Annotated in this window: 14 protein-coding genes; 10 read left to right on the forward strand and 4 right to left on the reverse strand. The window is 67.2% G+C overall.

From position 1 onward, the window contains the following. The first annotated feature begins 27 nt into the window (after positions 1–27). From AC6JAC_RS05935 to AC6JAC_RS05945, 3 genes are all read left to right on the forward strand, one after another. Positions 28–651, forward strand: coding sequence for a dihydrofolate reductase family protein (locus AC6JAC_RS05935; protein ID WP_497963890.1), 624 nt, complete (start codon positions 28–30; stop codon positions 649–651). Positions 652–766: 115 nt separating this feature from the next. Next, complete coding sequence (locus tag AC6JAC_RS05940) at positions 767–1327, forward strand: DUF1579 family protein (protein ID WP_497963892.1); 561 nt, start codon at positions 767–769, stop codon at positions 1325–1327. 9 nt (positions 1328–1336) lie between these two features. Then, positions 1337–2071 (forward strand): hypothetical protein, encoded by a 735-nt coding sequence (locus AC6JAC_RS05945; protein ID WP_497963894.1) that lies wholly within the window; start codon positions 1337–1339, stop codon positions 2069–2071. A gap of 115 nt (positions 2072–2186) precedes the next feature. Here AC6JAC_RS05945 and AC6JAC_RS05950 read toward each other — a convergent pair whose 3' ends face one another. Continuing rightward, on the reverse strand, positions 2187–3275 hold the full coding sequence (locus AC6JAC_RS05950; RefSeq protein WP_497963896.1) for a flavin-containing monooxygenase: 1089 nt from the start codon (positions 3273–3275) through the stop codon (positions 2187–2189). An 83-nt stretch (positions 3276–3358) separates the two neighbouring features. Here AC6JAC_RS05950 and AC6JAC_RS05955 point away from each other — a divergent pair, with 83 nt between their 5' ends. Further along, positions 3359–3997: a TetR/AcrR family transcriptional regulator gene (locus tag AC6JAC_RS05955; protein WP_497963898.1), complete on the forward strand. Its 639-nt coding sequence runs from the start codon at positions 3359–3361 to the stop codon at positions 3995–3997. A 59-nt stretch (positions 3998–4056) separates the two neighbouring features. Here the strand turns inward: AC6JAC_RS05955 and AC6JAC_RS05960 are convergent, their stop codons facing one another. Further along, positions 4057–4668 carry a carboxymuconolactone decarboxylase family protein gene (locus tag AC6JAC_RS05960; RefSeq protein WP_028271557.1) on the reverse strand — a complete coding sequence of 204 codons (612 nt, stop codon included), beginning with the start codon at positions 4666–4668 and terminating at the stop codon, positions 4057–4059. Between the two features lie 276 nt (positions 4669–4944). Here AC6JAC_RS05960 and AC6JAC_RS05965 point away from each other — a divergent pair, with 276 nt between their 5' ends. Beyond that, on the forward strand, positions 4945–6282 hold the full coding sequence (locus AC6JAC_RS05965) for a BTAD domain-containing putative transcriptional regulator (RefSeq protein ID WP_497963900.1): 1338 nt from the start codon (positions 4945–4947) through the stop codon (positions 6280–6282). Between the two features lie 45 nt (positions 6283–6327). Here AC6JAC_RS05965 and AC6JAC_RS05970 read toward each other — a convergent pair whose 3' ends face one another. After that, the gene (locus tag AC6JAC_RS05970; RefSeq protein WP_497963902.1) at positions 6328–7545 is read right to left on the reverse strand and encodes an aminotransferase class I/II-fold pyridoxal phosphate-dependent enzyme; all 1218 of its coding nucleotides are present in this window, start codon (positions 7543–7545) and stop codon (positions 6328–6330) included. A 346-nt stretch (positions 7546–7891) separates the two neighbouring features. Here AC6JAC_RS05970 and AC6JAC_RS05975 point away from each other — a divergent pair, with 346 nt between their 5' ends. Continuing rightward, positions 7892–8731: a glycoside hydrolase family 25 domain-containing protein gene (locus AC6JAC_RS05975; protein WP_497963904.1), complete on the forward strand. Its 840-nt coding sequence runs from the start codon at positions 7892–7894 to the stop codon at positions 8729–8731. Here AC6JAC_RS05975 and AC6JAC_RS05980 read toward each other — a convergent pair. Beyond that, the gene (locus AC6JAC_RS05980; protein WP_497963906.1) at positions 8709–9650 is read right to left on the reverse strand and encodes a phosphatase PAP2 family protein; all 942 of its coding nucleotides are present in this window, start codon (positions 9648–9650) and stop codon (positions 8709–8711) included. The two genes, AC6JAC_RS05975 and AC6JAC_RS05980, sit on opposite strands and share 23 nt — an antisense overlap. Positions 9651–10079: 429 nt before the next feature. Here AC6JAC_RS05980 and AC6JAC_RS05985 point away from each other — a divergent pair, with 429 nt between their 5' ends. The 4 genes from AC6JAC_RS05985 (at position 10080) to argS (ending at position 16427) form a co-directional block, all read left to right on the forward strand. After that, entirely contained in the window at positions 10080–10724 is a 645-nt protein-coding gene (locus tag AC6JAC_RS05985) for a hypothetical protein (protein WP_156037140.1), read from the forward strand. A gap of 425 nt (positions 10725–11149) precedes the next feature. Further along, entirely contained in the window at positions 11150–12202 is a 1053-nt protein-coding gene (locus tag AC6JAC_RS05990; protein ID WP_497963908.1) for an o-succinylbenzoate synthase, read from the forward strand. Positions 12203–12254: 52 nt separating this feature from the next. Beyond that, entirely contained in the window at positions 12255–14339 is a 2085-nt protein-coding gene (locus AC6JAC_RS05995; protein ID WP_028271563.1) for a PhoX family protein, read from the forward strand. A 285-nt stretch (positions 14340–14624) separates the two neighbouring features. Beyond that, complete coding sequence (argS, locus tag AC6JAC_RS06000; RefSeq protein WP_497963910.1) at positions 14625–16427, forward strand: arginine--tRNA ligase; 1803 nt, start codon at positions 14625–14627, stop codon at positions 16425–16427. The last annotated feature ends 76 nt before the right edge of the window (positions 16428–16503 follow it).

Below are 16503 nucleotides of genomic sequence, written 5' to 3' on the forward strand. Positions count from 1 at the left end.
CGACGGGCGGCAGAGGAGGAACACGGCATGGGACTGATCCATATTGACTTGTTCACGACGCTCGACGGCGTGGCGCAGGCGCCCGGCGGCCCCGAGGAGGACGCGGCAGGCGGCTTCGAATTTGGCGGCTGGCAGGCACCCCTCATCGACGAGGTGGTGGGCGGGCAGGTCCAGTCAGGGATGGCGGGGATGGACGCGCTGCTGCTGGGGCGCCGGACCTACGATATTTTCGCCGCGTACTGGCCGCACCAGAACGGTGAGATCGCGCGGCTGTTCAACAGCATCCCGAAGTACGTTGCCTCGCGCCAGGCGCCGGTCCTCGAGTGGGCGGACTCCACACTGCTCGGCCCGGATGTGGCGGCGGGCGTGAGCGAACTGCGCGACCGGCACCAGAACATCCACGTGATCGGCAGCCTCAACTTCGTGCAGACCCTGTTCGCCGAGCGGCTCTTCGACCGGCTCACGCTCTGGGTGTATCCGATCCTGCTCGGCAAGGGAAAGAAGGTCTTCGCCGACGGGGTGGTTCCGACCAACCTCACCATCATCGAGCCGGTGGTCGTCTCGCCGAAGGGCGCGGTGCTGCAGCGCTACGCGCTCGCCGAGGGCACGCCCGGCGTCGGCGATATGTCTGAGGTCGAGCCGGAGGGGTAGGGGGTTCGTTGGCGGTTCCTCGGCGGTCGCTTTGGGGTTCCTTGGCGTGCGGTGCGGGCGCCGCGCTGGCGCGGCGCCACTAGCGGTCCGGGCGGATCCGGGACAGACTGCCCGTATGAAAATTGTCGAAGTTTTGGCGCCCTTCACCGGAAGCTGGCAGGGCCACAACCTTTTCCGGTTCATGCCCACGGATGACTACCAGGAATCAGTGTCCGCCGCGACGGTCGCCGTGACTGCCAAGGACTACGTGACCATCGAGTACACGTGGTCGCACGAGGGCCAGCCGCAGAACGGCCTGCTGCTCCTGGGCTCAGGCCCGGCGGACTCGGGCCCGGCGGACTCGGGCCCGGCGGGTGACGCCAACGCGGCGGGCGAGGCGACGGCGGCAGGCGAGGCGCCGCCGTCGGACTCCGACGCTTCCGGAACGGGCGCGACGGCGGTGTGGGTGGACTCCTTCCATGCGGCGCCGCAGTGGCTCACCCTGTCCGGGACCATCGACGACGACGGCGTGGTCCGGCTGGCCTGCACGTATCCCGCCCCGGAAGGTCCCGACTGGGGCTGGCAGATCCACGTCGAACCCGGCAGCGGCAACGGCGGACGCATCACCATGCACAACCTGGTTCCGGGATACGACCCGTACCAGGTGGTCGAAGCCACGTACCGCCGGCAGGGTTAGGGGCGCGCCATGGAGTCCATCAGGGCACTCGTCGCCTCCGCCGAACACGAATCCCGGCTGCCCGACGGGGAAGACGAGCGGTTTTCCGGTTACGGCCTCATGGGCCAGGCCTTCAGCTCGGGCTACCTGCTGGCCATGCGCAGGTTTCCTGTCACTTCCGTGGGGCCGGGCTACACCTCGGTGTGGGTGCGCCGACCCTCCGGGTCCTGGACCATGTACACGAGTGTGCCCGCCGCTGTGTCCTGCCCGCGCTACTTCGGCAGCGCCCTGGAGTCCACCTCGGTCCACCAGATCGACGTCGCGTGGCTTGATGACCACCGCTTCACGGTGGATATAGCGGACGACGTCGGCCTCCACTGGGAGGTCAGCCTCGCCGCCACCCCGATCACCCGGGCGATGTCCTCGGTCGCCTCCGCGCTGCCGGCGGGACTGTGGCGGAACACGGCGTTCCTGCGGGTGATGGGAGCCGTGGCCGGGCCGGTGCTGCAGGCCGGAAAGATGGGACTGCTCGGCCGGGTCCCCAACGGGCAGGGCTTCCGGGCCAGCCCCATGCGGGTGTGGTTCATCTCCGGCAGCACCGCCACACTCCGGGGCGAGGACCTGGGCAGCCTGAAGCCCCTCCCGGTGCAGACCCGGCTGGGCGACTTCTGGATTCCCCAACGCGGGATCTTCATGATGGGCACCGCGTCATTCGACACGTTCGACCCCGCCGCGCACCACGCACTCCCGGGCACGCCGTCGTGACCGGCGGCTTAGGCTGCGGGATCTTGGAACTCACCCCGCGGCCCAAACTAGGTCGCAGCAGATGTCGTTTTGAGCCCTCATAACGACATCTACTGCTACCTAGTTGGGGACCTGGCTACTTAACCGGGGCGGGGACGCCTTCCCTGGTTCGCGCCTGGATGCCGTCCACAACGTAGCCCGCGTCCCGGCCCGCTCCGCCGATCAGGCCCGACGTGAGCGAGTACTGGAACGGCATGCCGACGAAATACAGTCCGGGCAGTTCCGGCACGGCGCCACGGCGGGTTTCCGGCCAGCCCCAGTCCGTCAGGCTCAGGCCTTCGATCCAGTCGAGCGACGGCTTGTAGCCCGTCGCCCAGATGACGGTCCGTACGCTGCGGGACGTGCCGTCGTCGAATGCTGGCTGACCGCCGGCACCGGCGCTGAACCGCGGCAGCCGGACCATACCGGCCCTGTCCAGGTCCTGGACCGAGATCCGGATCAGCGGGGCCCCGTGCCGGTGGAAGTTGGCGCGCACTTTCCGGCCCAGCGGGTTGTCCGTCGTCAGGACACGATGGATGAAGCGCCAGTAAAGGGGCCCGGCCCAGCGCAGCACGGGGTCGGGAATCTGCGGCGTGGGGCGGCCGGCGATGAAGGTCCGGCGGGTGGCGGCGAGCTCCAGGGCGATCTCAGCACCGGAGGTCCCGGCGCCGACCACCAGGACGTCGCCGTCCGGAATGTCCGACGGGCGCCGGTATTGCGAGCTGTGGAGTTGCAGGATCCCGGCATCCAGCCCCGCGGCCGCCGCCGGGATGCGGGGGAGCGCGTTGGCGCCGACGGCGGCAATGACGTTGTGCGCCTGAAGCACGCCGTCGCTTGTGGTGACGGCAAAGCCGGTGCCCGTTGCGCGGACACCCGCCACGTGCACCCCGGTCCGGACCGGCAGGCTGAACTCCCGGGCGTAGGCCTCAAGGTAGTCGGCGAACTCGTTCTTGGAAGGGTACGTGTTGCGGGCCGCCGGGAAGGCAAGGCCGGGAAGGCCGTCGTGCTGGGCCGGAGTGAAGAGCCGCAGGGTGTCCCACCTGGCCCGCCAGCCATCCCCGATCCGGGGCGCCTGCTCCAGAATGACGAACCGCAGCCCCGCTCTGGACAGGTGATAACCCGCGGCAAGACCAGCCTGCCCGGCGCCGAGCACCACTACATCAAACTGCTGCACGTCCTGGTCCATGACTGGCTCCCTCGACCGAACAATCCGTGTGTTCCGATGTCGTTAGAATACCATTCCAGTGAGTGGAGGGATAGTCTAAGTTCATGCCAGAAAAGACCACCTCTTCAGCGCCGCGGGCCACCCGCAGGACGGCCCAGGCGGCCGACACCCGGCTGCACATTGTGGCCACCGCCCGCCAGCTGTTCCTGGCGAACGGCTACGTGCGCACCACCATCGAAGGCATCGCTGTGGAGAGCGGGGTGGCGGTGCAGACGGTCTACAACTCCGTGGGGAACAAGGCGGCGCTCCTCTCCGCAGTGCTGGATGCCGCAGCATCGGGCCCCAACGCGCCGGCCCAGGTGCTGGAGTTCATGCGGGAACGGACCCGACAGGCTCCGGATCTTGACGCGATGCTGGCCGTGCTGGCGGACTGGTTCGTGGAAGTCCATCAGCGGACCGGGGCGGTGCTGGGTGTCATTGCCCAGGCGGCAGCAGTGGATACGGACGTGGAGAAGCTGGAAAAGGCGCGGGCGCTGCAACGGCTGACCCGGTATCACGAGGCTGCCGCAGCTGTCCGGGAGCTGGGCGGCCTGACCTCGGGCATGTCAGACGAGGACGCTGCCGCCGCCATCTGGTCGCTGGGGCACCCGCAGGCCTACCGCACGCTGGTGAACGATGCCGGCTGGACGCCGGAGGCATACCGGGAGTGGATCCTCAGGGCGCTCGCAGCTGCTTTGGCGTAGGCCCCTGTGGCATAAGGGACGGGCGACGGTGCCCTACGGAACGGGCGACGGCGGCCGGTTCAGTCGTCCCGGTGGCGGGGCTTCGCGGCGGCTCCGTACTTTGCCAGCGGCGCCAGCAGGGCGCTGCGGAGCTGCGGGGAGAGCTTGGTGGGAACGTCCACCTCGGCCGCGATGGCCTGCAGCACGCGGCTCAGGTAATTGCGGGCGCCGGCCGCGAGGGTGATGTCCAGGATTTCCCGGTCGGTGAAGCCGTGGTCCCTGAGCTCCAGCGTGTCCGAGTCCGTCATGTTCACGGCGTCGGTGCTGATCCGTTCGGCGTACTCCATCATGGCCACCTCCGCCGGTGACAGCCCCGCGTTGTGGTAGTCCCGGGCGATCTGAATCAGCTCTTCCTCGTCAATGGCACGCAGTGCCTTCAGCCCGTGGGCTAGCCGGCAGTGGGCGGATCCGAGCGCCTGGGCGGCGGCAAGCGTGACCAGCTCGTAGCGCCGCAGATCCATGTTCTGGGTGATGGCGCTGATGAGCGCCTCGAACGCCAGATACGCTTCCGGGTTCACCGCCAGATCCTTGGCGTGCTTGGCGACGTAACCGCGGGACCGGAGCTCGTCGTCGTAAATCTTCGCCTTTTGGCCGAACGCCTGGCTTTCGGGAGTGGTGGCGAATATGGACATGGGCGATCCTTCTTCCGGCTGGGGCCACCCGCGCTGCACGGCGGCGGGAGCCCTGACAGCGCCGGTGCGGACACCTGCGATATTCCTCCGCGACCAGCTGCGAGTCAACACGCGGCCCGGCGTGTTCGACCGAACGGCGGGCACTCTGGGTAGCCGACGGCGGTTTGTGGGGGAGCCGGGGCCGATTAACAAGTAGCGGGTACTCAGGTAAGTGATCAGCTTGCTGAGTAAGGATGGTCCCTAATTGCCGTCGGTGTGAATTTGGGGGTTGCCCGCATGCTGGAAGTGGATGTGGATTCAGGACCGCACACAGCGGTGTCGGCTTCGGAAGCCAGAGTTCCGTCCGCCAAGCTGGACGTCAATATCCTGGGTCCGCTGACCATCCGGCGGGGGACTTTGACGCTGGGCGCGCATGATCTGGGCGGACCCAAGCCGCGCCAGATCCTGGAAATCCTGCTGCTCCACTTGGGTGCCCCGGTGTCCAAAGGCCGCCTGATCGACCTGCTGTGGGAGGGGCACGCCCCCGTCCTGGCGCACCCGACGCTGGAAAGCCACGTCAGCGTCCTGCGCCGCCACCTGCAGCCCGGATCCGGCAGGGCAGGACCGCTGAAGACAGTGACCGGCGGCTACCTGATGGACCGGGCGTTGGTGGACCTTGACCTGGACCGGTTCGATGTCCTGTTCCGCCTGGCCGCGCAGGCTGAACCGCGGCGGGCACTCAGCTTCCTGACAGAGGCACTCGCCCTGGCCTCAGCGCCATTGCTCGGCGGGGAACTCCTGCCAGCCTGGGCGGAGGAAGAAAGAACCCTGCACGCGGCGCGGGTGGTGGAAGCCAAAGTCCAGGCGGCCCAGGCGGCGTGCGCGCTGGGAGAGTCAGAAACGGCCATCCTGTGGGCAACCGCTGCGCTGGAGGACGACACCCTGGCCGAACGCGCCTGGACTGTGCTGGTCCTGGGCCTGGAACGGTCCGGGCAGCTGACCGCAGCGCTGCGGGCATTCGACCGGTGCCGCCACGTGATGGACGAGGAAATGGGGTGTGCGCCGGGGCCGATCCTGCAGGCGGCGCACGCCCGCCTCCTGCAAGGCACAGCCGCCACGGACGAACCGGAATCCGCCTTCGAGATCGCGGGCACCCCAGTCGCTGGAGGCGCCGGACACGCGCGTCCCGAACCCGGGCGGCCGGAACCAGGGGAGTCCGAACGGACGGTCCTGACTATTGGGCACTCCGCACTTTTCGTCGAACAGCTCAGCGATGCCCTGGAGCGCGAACCCGGCCTGCACGGCGCGGGAGCCGCTACGTCCATTGAGTCCGGAGTGGCCATGGCGCGTTCCCTGAAGCCCGATGCCGTGATCATGGCCTATCGGCTGCCTGACGGTACCGGGCTGGACGCCGCCGGGCAGATCCTGCAGGCCCTGCCGGAGACGAGGATCGTAATGCTGACCACCGAATGCACGCCAGCGGCTTTGTGTGAAGCCGCGGCCTTGGGAGTGTGCGCCTTCCTTCCGAAGGACGGCCACCTGGCGCTGGTGCTGGAAACCCTCCGTCATGCGAAAACAGGCAACATGCTGGTGCACCCGTCCATTGTGGCCAGGCTCGGGCAGGGCAACAGTTAGGGCTCCTGTTTATCGCCGGCGCAGATCGCCCGCCCCGCCCCGCCCCTACCCAACCTCAGCCAACCGGATTGCCTCTGCGAACACGGGCAGGCTGCGTTCCACCATGTCCTCGTTGGCGGTCAGCGAGATCCTGAAGAACCCCGGTGTTTCAAACAGGACGCCCGGCAGCACATAGACGTTCCGGGTGGCCAGGGTTTCGGTGAAGGCTTCGTCGTCGGGCACGGGCGAGTGCACAAAGAGGTAGAACGAGCCTTCCGGCCGGTGCAGCTGGTAGCCCATCCCGGTCAGCTCCTCGTAGAGGCGGTCCCGCTTCCGCTGCAGCTGCCCGACGTCGATGGTGAACGTCTCCAGCGCAGGCAGCGCGTACTGGAGCAGGGCGTTGGGGTAGATCCAGCCCATGGCAACCTGCAGGGCGCTCAGGATTTCGCGCAGGCCGTCCCGGTCCGGCATGGTGGGTGGCAGCGCCAGGTACCCCACGCGCTCGCCGGGAGCCAGGTGCGTCTTGCCGTAGGAGTAGGCCAACAGCGTGTACGGATAAAACTCGCTAGGGCTGTGGAAGCGGGCGCCGTCATACACAATCCGGTTATAGGCCTCATCGGACAGCAGGTAGATCCGACGCCCGTTCCTCTCCGAGGCGAGTTCCAGCATCGCGGCCAGCTTCACCAGCAGTGTCTCCGGGTAGATCCGGCCCGTGGGGTTGTTGGGCGTATTGACGATCACCACCCTGGTCCGCGGCGTAATGGCGGAGGCAATGGCCATCAGGTCCAGGTCGAACGTCTCGGGGTTGATGTGCACTTTGACCGGCACCAGCCCGGCCTCAACAATGATCGGTTCGTACAGGAACCATGGCGGCAGGCTGTAAAGCACCTCGTCGCCAGGATCCGCCACGGCCTTCATTGCCATGGCGATGGCCGTGAAACCGCCCGTGGTGAGCATGATGTCCTCCGGCTCAAAGGGCAGTTCGAGCAGGCGCTGCAGCGACAGGGCCGCGGCAACCTGGGCTTCGGTGGCGTTCGTCTTGTACGCAAACCAGCCTTCGTTGCGGGGTTCGAGCTGGTCCCGCAGTGCCGAGACATACGCCTCCTGCGGCATTTGGTGCGGATTGCCCAAAGTGAAGTCGCAGATTCCGGGGTTGTGCTGGCGGCCGGCATGCGTACGAAGGAATCCCTGCACCCTCAACAGTGACGGAATCGACGCAACCGCCCTGGCCCGGGCCGGGAAATCCACACGGGTGGAGAGCTTGGAATCGTAGATGCCGGCCATGAAAGCAACCCCCTGGATAAGCAGTACGGAAGGCAGCTCGCTGCTGAGCCAGTGGAGGCTGTTGTGCGATTTATTCTGGCCCCCGCCGGCGGCAATGTAAATGGGACAGAACTCCGCCGCGCCATACCAATCAGGCACCCGGCAGGTCAACACTCGTTTTTCCGCTTTTCGCTACCTGCCTCAACTTCCGTAAAGTAGGGGGCGGACCTCGGCGCTCCTTGTGCGCGGTCCCAAAAGTTGACCGGGAGCTGGGCTCGATCAACTGCGCATCCCACCCGAATGCGGCCTTCGCTGCGCCATGCCTGCCCCCGATCCAACCGGGCCGGCCAGACCCAGGAGTATCGTTTTGCTTCAGATCAACCTTGTTGCCGCCTTCGCGGCACTGCCCCTCCTGCTGGGCCTCGGCACGGCCCCCGCCGCGGCACCGGTTTCGGCGCCCGCCGCGACCGCGCCGACGGCGGGCGTCCAGTCGGACGTCCAGGCGGCAGCGCTGCAGCCGGCGTCAGCGCGTCAAGGCGCAGCGCGTACTGACTCAGTCCAGGAGGCAAAGATGCAGCCCGCCAAGGTCCGTCCGCCCGCCACCGCCACGTCGGTCAAGGTAGTGGACACCACGGCCGCGATCTCTGATCCCGCCTGGTTCAAAAAAGCCTACGACGCCGGTATCCGGCTTTACGTGATGCACTCCACCGCCTGGGGTACTTGCGACCCGTGGTACCGGACCCAGGCCCAGCTGAAGATGGCGCTGGACGCAGGCCTGAAGATCGCCGTCTACACGCGGGACGCCACCTGCTGGCGGGGCGGCATCAGCGCCGCGGGACCGTATGCGGCCCAGCTTCAGTTCTTCGCCCTGGACGTTGAGCCGGGCAGCCCTCCGGTGACCCGCGAGATGGTGGACGGCGTCCGCAGCATGGGCGTGCGGCCGGTCATCTACAGCGGCAGCGGCATGTGGCCGGACCTCATGGGCAACAGCACGGCCTTCGCCGATGTGCCGCTCTGGGACACCAACACCGCCACCAACCTCAACTACTCCACCTGGACGGCCGACTACCTCGCGCCCGCCCCCGTGCAGTACGGCGGCTGGAACACCGCCAGCACCATGCGGATCGGCATTCAGCAGAAGTTCGAGCACAGCCTCAACGGCGTACCGGTGGACCTGAACTCCTTCAACGCCTCGTTCCTGAAATAGCCGGCCTGTCAGCCGCCCGCCGTCGTGCGGCAAACGCGAACAGGGCGGTAGTTGCCACCGCGGCGAGGTATCCGGCCACCACGATCAGCGAGATGCCGCCCCAGAAGTAGCTCGTGCCGCTGCCGCCCTCGCCGGGCACGTAGCGGGTGAGCAGGAACGCAGCGGCCGCGGCAAATACCAGGCAGATCAGGCCCGGCAGCCGCAGCCACCAGCGCGACGACGCCCAGTGCCCGCCGAAGCCGTCCCACACGTTCCAGGCATTCCCGGTGCGGATGATGAGCCAGCCGGCCGGGATGACGAAAGCACCCACCAGCAGGAAGGCCGCAATCACGTCGGCCGGGCGGTGCCACTGGTTCACCACGGTGGACACCCCTGAAATGATCGCGAAGCTGCCACCCGCAAAACCTGCGAACGGCCGCCACCGTGGTGACGCCATCAGGAAGACCGCGGCCGCGGCGGAGGCAGCGAGCGTGGTGTGGCCGGACGGCAGCGAGTTCAGCTCCAGGGTTTCCACGCCGCGAAACGGCCGGTCCGGCAACAGGGCCTTCAGGACCTGCGTGGCGATGTTCGCGCCGACGCACGCGCCAACGGCAATGCCGGCGGCACGCCAGCGCTTCCGGATCACCGTGACGAAGAGGACGACGACGGCGCCCACCACGAGTGACACCGTGGGCAGCCAGTCCAGGAACCGGGTGGCGGCCTTCCCGGCCGGCCCGTGGATGGCCACGGCCTCCACCAGTGCGGATTCGTCAATGTACTGGCCCGTGGTGGTCCGGACGAAGAAATAGTATGTCGCGATCAGGCCGGCCGCACAGGCCAGCGTCGCGAGGATGCACAGCACACCCAGCGCCGCGTCGCCGCGCACCTGCCCGGCGGGCCGCCGTCGTCGGGAATCTCTAAGGTGGGAGCTCATCACCATCAGCGTCCCACAGAAAGCTGGGAACAGGCCGGAGGCCGGTGCTGGATCGGGGGAGGGGAGCACCGTATCCGCCGCCGACACTGGCAACAATCCTGCGCCAAAACAGGTAGCAAATACTCGTGCCGGGCGGTGGCAGTTTTTCCTACGCTGGGACGTAGCGGGCGTCAGCCGATCAGCACTAAGCCGGCGGCCGTAGCGGATGCCAATGACCCGGGACGGTGACACGCCGGGCATTGGCGTCCGCAAAACCATGCCCGTTGACACCCCGGAGACGGCGGCGCTAGCTTGAACGTATTGCAGGCCTGAACACAGCGGCCGCAAGATCACCGCATCACAACTGGTCTCGCCGCCTTGATGGCATTTGATGTTGATACATCGGCAGGACAGGCTACTGGGCATCCCCTCCTGCCACATTTCAGGAGTGCTGCCATGAACCGAACAATGAGGATTTTGTGCCTGCCCGCCACCCTGTCGCTGGCGCTGCTATCGGGGGTTTCGGCCCCCGCGTTTGCCGGATCCGACGGCGGAGGAGGTGCCGCGGGTCCGTGGCCCCCGCAGGACACCGACGGGAAGTACGTCTCCGTTCCCGATGCGTACTACGCGGACTACGAGTTCGAGGCCTGCGACACCACCATCAAGGTGTCATACGGGGACGAGCGCGAGCTGAAGTACAAGGGCGAGAAGAAGGACGACGGAACCCTGGTGATCAAATATCGGGGCGACATCACCGTGGACCTGACCCGCGACTCGGACAAGGCCACCATCGACGAGCTGGACATCTCCGGGCCCTTCACCATGAAGCTGGCTGCGGATGGCCTGAGCGCCTACCTTTCCGGCCGCGGTCCCGGCCTCGTGTATGCCATGAGTCCGGCCGAGGAGAAGGCCTTTGAGGATGAGGGACTGCCCAAGGCGTTCTACTTCAAGGAAGGGCGGCTGTCCGGCAAGGTTGTCTACTCATCGACCGACCAGAAGGAAGTAGTTTCCGGCGAGATTACGCACAACAGCATCCGTAACGCCAAGGACATCTGCAAGCTCCTGGACCGCGCCAAGGATGACGACCACGGGCACCGGTAGCCCCGGGTCAAACGCCCACTGAATGCCCGCTTACCGGAGGCGGCCATCATGCGCTGTTGGCGGCGCGTGATGGCCGTTTCCTTGAGTACCTTCCGGCGGTAAAAACGAGTAGCACCCACTCATGCGGGCCCGGAGTCCAATCCCTAGGATTTTATTACCGGCCGGGTTTTACACCGGCCGCCCCGCAACAGACCAGGCGGTTAACCGCAGGGAATGCGTGCCCGGGGCTCCTTGAGCTGGGCCGGCGGCGACGAGTCTCATAAAACGTGAAGCTCGCCCCCAGTCGCCGCCGGCCCTACCAAGGATTTGCTGGCCTTGGATTTGCCAGCCCAGGATTTGCCGGCCCAGATGCTGAAAGAGCGGGCCCGTGACCTCAGCCGTAAACCTCAGCCGTGACCGTCAGACGCGGCCGGTAGAGTGAAATCATGCCCGCCGACGCAGTACGCCAGCACCCTGACTCGTTCCCGGCTTTGCCTTCGCTGGAGCAGCTTGCGGCGTCCGCCCATGTGGTGAGCCTGCCCATGCGCGTGAAGTTCCGGGGCATCACCCGGCGCGAGGCACTGCTGCTGGACGGCCCGCTCGGCTGGGGGGAATTCTGCCCCTTCCCCGAATACGACGACGCCGAAGCCTCCCGCTGGCTCGCCTCCGCCATCGAAGCCGGCTGGCAGGGATTTCCGCCGCCGGTCCGTTCGGTGATCCCCGTCAACGCCACGGTTCCCGCTGTTGCCGCGGACCGCGTTCCGGACGTCCTGGCCCGTTTCGGCCGGGTGGACGCCGTCAAGATCAAGGTTGCCGAACGCGGGCAAACGCTCGACGACGACGCCGCCCGGGTTGCCGCCGTCCGTAGCGCCCTCCCGGACGCAGCCATCCGGGTGGACGCGAACGGCGGCTGGGATGTGCCCGGGGCTGTGGAGGCACTGACCCGGTTGTCCGCCGTCGGGCTTGAATACGCCGAGCAGCCGGTGCCGGACATCGAAGGGCTGGCCGAAGTGCGCCGCCGGCTGCGGGCTGCCGGCATCCCCGTGCTGATCGCCGCCGACGAAAGCGTCCGCAAGGAATCCGACCCCCTCCGTGTGGCGCGGGCGGGCGCGGCCGACCTCATCGTGGTGAAGGTGGCGCCGCTCGGGGGAGTGCGGCGCGCCCTGGACATCGTCGCCCAAGCGGGGCTGCCCGCCGTCGTCAGTTCCGCCCTGGACACGTCTGTGGGGATCCGGGCCGGGCTGGCCCTGGCGGCGGCGCTCCCCGAACTGCCCTATGCGTGCGGGCTGGGAACGGTCTCCCTCTTTGAGCAGGACATCACGCTGGATCCGCTGGTGGCCGACGACGGCGCTATCCGCCTCCGCGACGTCGCCGCCGACGCCGGGCTGCTGGAGCGCTACGCGGCTGCCCCCGACCGCCGGGACTGGTGGCTGGACCGCCTCCGCCGCGTCCACGCCGCCTGTTCACCGGATCTTCACCTGTCTGACAACTGCCGGTAGGGATCCGCTGGAAGGGTGGGCGGGACCGCATCACATCCCTTGGAAGGCCCCCATGTCTGATACGACCGGACGTAAGTTTGCCCTGCTACCCATGCTCGGCCACACCAAAGGCAAGCGCAGCCCCGTCACCTGTGCGCTGAAGTGCGACAACGCCTGCTCGGGCGAGGTCTGCAACACCAGCTCCAACAGCTACTTCCGCGACATCGCCTCTGCCACGATGTCCCGCCGCGCCGCCCTCGGCTTCGGCGCCGCCGGCGCGCTCGCCGTCGTGCTCGGCAGTGCAGTAACGTCTGCCGGGACGGCAGTGGCCGACGGCGGGACCGGCCTCGCCGCCGCTGCAAAGGACGGCTTCGGCAAGTCCAAGCTGCAGTTCACCGCGATCCCGTCCATCGCCGCGGACGTGGACAAAATGACCGTGCCCGCAGGGTTCACCTGGCAGCCGGTCATCCGCTGGGGTGACCCGATTTTCAACACCGCGCCGGACTTCGACCTCAACAACCAGACGGCCGCCGCCCAGGAACAGCAGTTCGGCTACAACAACGACTACTCCGACATCCTGGAGATCCCGGGCAGCAAGGGCCACCGCGCCCTGCTGTTCGCGAACCACGAGTACACCAACGACGCCATCATGTTCCCGGCCAGCATGCCGGCAGCGGATGTCCGGAAAGTCGGCGCCGCCGCGCACGGCCTCACGGTGGTGGAACTGGAGCGGAAGAACAAGAACAAGCCGTGGAGCTACGTCAAGGGTGCCGGGCTTAACCGCCGCTACCTGAACAGCACCGTCTACGAACTCACGGGTCCCGTTGCGGGCTCCTCCCTGGTTAAGACCAAGGACGATTATGCGGGCCGCTGGATCAAGGGAACCCTCGGAAACTGCTCAGGCGGCACCACCCCCTGGGGCACCATCCTTTCCGGCGAAGAGAACTTCAACGGCTACTTCGTCTCCCCGGGCACGTCCGACTACGACAAGCGCTACGGCCTGACGAACAAGCCCACGGCCCGCCAGTGGGAACTGGACGATCCCCGCTTTGACACCCGCAACACCGACTACGGGAACGAGGCCAACCGCTTCGGCTGGATCGTGGAAGTCGACCCGTTCGACCCCACCTCCACACCGAAGAAGCACTCCTCGCTGGGCCGCTTCAAGCACGAAGGCGCCAACGTGATCGTGGCCGAGTCCGGCCATGTAGTGGCCTACTCGGGCGACGACGAGCGCTTCGACTACCTCTACAAGTTCGTCTCCAAGGACAAGTACCGCGAGGGCGACCGCAAGCACAACATGACGCTGCTGTCCGCGGGCAACCTGTACGTGGCCAAGTTCACCGGCAGTTCGCCGGCGGCCGAGATCACCGGCACCGGCGCTGTTCCGTCCGACGGTTCGTTCGACGGCACCGGCGAGTGGCTGCCGCTGGTGGTTGACGGCGCCTCGGCCGTGCCTGGGATGACCGTCGAGGAAGTCCTGGTGTACACCCGCCTCGCGGCCGATAAGGTGGGCCCCACCAAGATGGACCGCTGTGAGGACGTGCAGCCCAGCCTGCACACCGGCAAGGTCTACGTGGCCTGCACCAACAACTCCGACCGCGGCAAGGTGGGCAAGGAAGGCGCCACCGAGATCAACCCGCGCAACGCCAACCGCGACGGCCACATCGTGGAGATCACCGAAACCGGCGACCAGACGTCCACCAAGTTCACGTGGAACCTGCTGATGGTCTGCGGCGATCCGGCCCAGGGCGACGTCACCTACTTCTCCGGCTTCCCGGTGGACCAGGTCTCGCCGATCTCCTGCCCGGACAACCTCGCGTTCGACTCCGTGGGCAACCTCTGGATCTCCACAGACGGCGCCCCCTCCGGCATCGGCCGCGCGGACGGCCTGTTCAAGGTCACGCTCGACGGCGCCGAACGCGGCAAGGTGGAGCAGTTCCTGGCCGTGCCCCGCGACGGCGAGACCTGCGGACCGATCATCCACGACGACGAGCGCACCGTTTTCGTCTCCGTGCAGCACCCGGGTGAGGAAGGCACGTTCGACGCGCCCAACTCGTACTTCCCGGACTACGTTCCGGCAGGCACGACGCCGGCACGCGGCCAGGCGCGCGCCCCGCGCCCGTCCGTGGTCCAGGTCTTCCGCACGGACGCCTAGCCCCTACCGGCCTCAGCGGCCCTTCCCGGCCTGCACACCCGCCAGTCCCGACTCCTACCGACGCTCTCTCACTTCCTGCCGGTTTTTTCGGGACGCTCTCTCACCTTTGGCGGGTTTTTTCTGAACGTTCTCTCACCTCCGCTGCCGCACGGCAGGGAGGTGAGAGAACGTTTCTTTTTGGGCGGCAGGAAGTGCGAGAGGGTTTTGGCTTTAGCCGCAGGAAGTGAGAGAGCGTCGGAAGGGGGTTGGGCTGATAATTTTGAGTTTGTGAATAATCCGGCCGAGATGGTTGTCCCCAGAGTCCAGGCAGCTATTGCCCAAGCGTTCGGCGAAGAATTCCGCGACACCGATCCGGTGGTCCGGCCCTCGCAGTTCGCGGACATCCAGATCAACGCCGCCATGGCCCTTGCCAAGAAGGTGGGCCTCCCGCCACGCGATGCCGCTGCCCGGATCGTCGAGGCGCTGGAACTCGACGGACTCTGCACCGGCGTGGAAATCTCCGGGCCCGGCTTCATCAACCTCACGTTCGACGGCACGTGGATCGAAGAGCTCCTCAACGCCCAGGCTGACACAGCTCAGGCGCCCCAGCCGCAAGGCGGGCCGGAGACGCAAGCCCGTCGCGTCGTCGTCGACTATTCCTCCCCAAACGTTGCGAAGGAAATGCACGTTGGCCACCTCCGCACCACCGTGGTGGGGGACAGCCTGGTCCGGGTGCTTGAGGCGCTGGGCCACACGGTGATGCGGCAGAACCATATCGGCGACTGGGGAACTCCCTTTGGCATGCTGATAGAGCACTGGCTGGAGATCGGCGAGGATTCGCCCGAGGCAGCCCTGCTCGTGGAGGACCCCAGCGCGTTCTACCAGGCAGCACGGGCGAAGTTCGACAACTCCGATTCCGGTCCGGACAGCTTTGCGACGCGGGCCCGCCTTCGCGTGGTGTCGCTGCAGTCGGCCCACGAGGAGACGCTGGAGGTCTGGCAGCGTCTGGTGGACCATTCGAAGGTCTACTTCAATGCCATCTACGCCACGCTGGGGGTGAGCCTTGAGGACGAGCACATCGCCGGCGAAAGCTCGTACGATCCCCATTTAGCACAGCTGTGCCAGGAACTGGAGGAGCGCGGCCTGGCCCGCGTCAGCGAGGGTGCGCTGTGCACGTTCCCCGCGGGATTCACCGGCAGGGATGGCGAGCCGCTGCCGCTCATCATCCGCAAATCCGACGGCGGCTACGGGTACGCGACGACCGACCTCGCCACCATCCGGTACCGCGTGCACGAACTCCATGCCGACCGCATCCTGTACGTCGTTGGCGCGCCGCAGAACGTCCACCTGCGGATGGTCATTGAAACCGCCCGCGAGGCCGGATGGCTGCCGGACACCGTCGAGGCCACTCATGTGCAGATCGGCAACGTACTCGGCGAAGACGGCAAGATCCTGAAGTCCCGCTCGGGCACTCCGGTGAAGCTCATGGCGCTGCTGGACGAAGCCGTGGAACGCGCCCGCGCCGTGGTGGATGCGAGCCGCCCCGACCTCTCGGAGGACGAACGCGCCGTGACCGCCCGGCAGGTGGGGATCGGTGCCGTGAAGTACGCAGACCTCTCCGTGGGGCATGATACCGAGTATGTATTCGACTTCGACCGGATGCTGGCACTGAGCGGGAACACCGGCCCGTATGTGCAGTACGCCGCCGCCAGGATCCGCTCCATCCTGCGGAAGGCGGGGGAGGCTGTGTCCGTTGGCGGGGCTCCGTCGGGAGCTGAGCCGGGGACGGCGGTGGCCGGGCCCCTCGAAGGGGAGACGACGGCGGGAGCAAGGATCGCCGTCGTCGAACCCGCCGAGCGCGCCCTGGCGCTCCACCTGCTGGAGTACGGCGCCACGCTGCGGAGGGTCGGCGAGTTGCTGGAGCCGCACCGGCTGTGTGCGTACCTGTTCGAACTCTCGCAGCTCTTCACCTCGTTCTACGACCAGTGCCCCGTCCTGAAAGCGGACGAGTCCGTCCGCGAGTCGCGGCTCGCCCTGTGCACACTGGTCCTCCACAGGCTCACCGAGGGTCTGGACCTGCTAGGCATCGAGGCGCCCGAAAACATGTAGCGGTAGGTTGCCGGCACTGGCCCCATTCCCGCCGCCGCCCGGCGCCGGCGACGCTCTCTCACCCGCGGTTGTCCTT

It is taken from the genome of Arthrobacter sp. KUASC02 (genome assembly GCF_059739395.1).

Bases quoted from the DNA above. Each gene is read 5' to 3' on its own strand.
- AC6JAC_RS05995 (WP_028271563.1), top strand. From the start codon at position 12,255: ATGTCTGATACGACCGGACGTAAGTTTGCCCTGCTACCCATGCTCGGC.
- AC6JAC_RS05980 (WP_497963906.1), bottom strand. From the start codon at position 9,650: ATGGTGATGAGCTCCCACCTTAGAGATTCCCGACGACGGCGGCCCGCC.
- AC6JAC_RS05990 (WP_497963908.1), top strand. From the start codon at position 11,150: ATGCCCGCCGACGCAGTACGCCAGCACCCTGACTCGTTCCCGGCTTTG.
- AC6JAC_RS05960 (WP_028271557.1), bottom strand. From the start codon at position 4,668: ATGTCCATATTCGCCACCACTCCCGAAAGCCAGGCGTTCGGCCAAAAG.
- AC6JAC_RS05955 (WP_497963898.1), top strand. From the start codon at position 3,359: ATGCCAGAAAAGACCACCTCTTCAGCGCCGCGGGCCACCCGCAGGACG.
- AC6JAC_RS05935 (WP_497963890.1), top strand. From the start codon at position 28: ATGGGACTGATCCATATTGACTTGTTCACGACGCTCGACGGCGTGGCG.
- AC6JAC_RS05940 (WP_497963892.1), top strand. From the start codon at position 767: ATGAAAATTGTCGAAGTTTTGGCGCCCTTCACCGGAAGCTGGCAGGGC.
- AC6JAC_RS05970 (WP_497963902.1), bottom strand. From the start codon at position 7,545: ATGGCCGGCATCTACGATTCCAAGCTCTCCACCCGTGTGGATTTCCCG.
- AC6JAC_RS05965 (WP_497963900.1), top strand. From the start codon at position 4,945: ATGCTGGAAGTGGATGTGGATTCAGGACCGCACACAGCGGTGTCGGCT.
- AC6JAC_RS05950 (WP_497963896.1), bottom strand. From the start codon at position 3,275: ATGGACCAGGACGTGCAGCAGTTTGATGTAGTGGTGCTCGGCGCCGGG.
- argS (WP_497963910.1), top strand. From the start codon at position 14,625: ATGGTTGTCCCCAGAGTCCAGGCAGCTATTGCCCAAGCGTTCGGCGAA.
- AC6JAC_RS05945 (WP_497963894.1), top strand. From the start codon at position 1,337: ATGGAGTCCATCAGGGCACTCGTCGCCTCCGCCGAACACGAATCCCGG.
- AC6JAC_RS05985 (WP_156037140.1), top strand. From the start codon at position 10,080: ATGAACCGAACAATGAGGATTTTGTGCCTGCCCGCCACCCTGTCGCTG.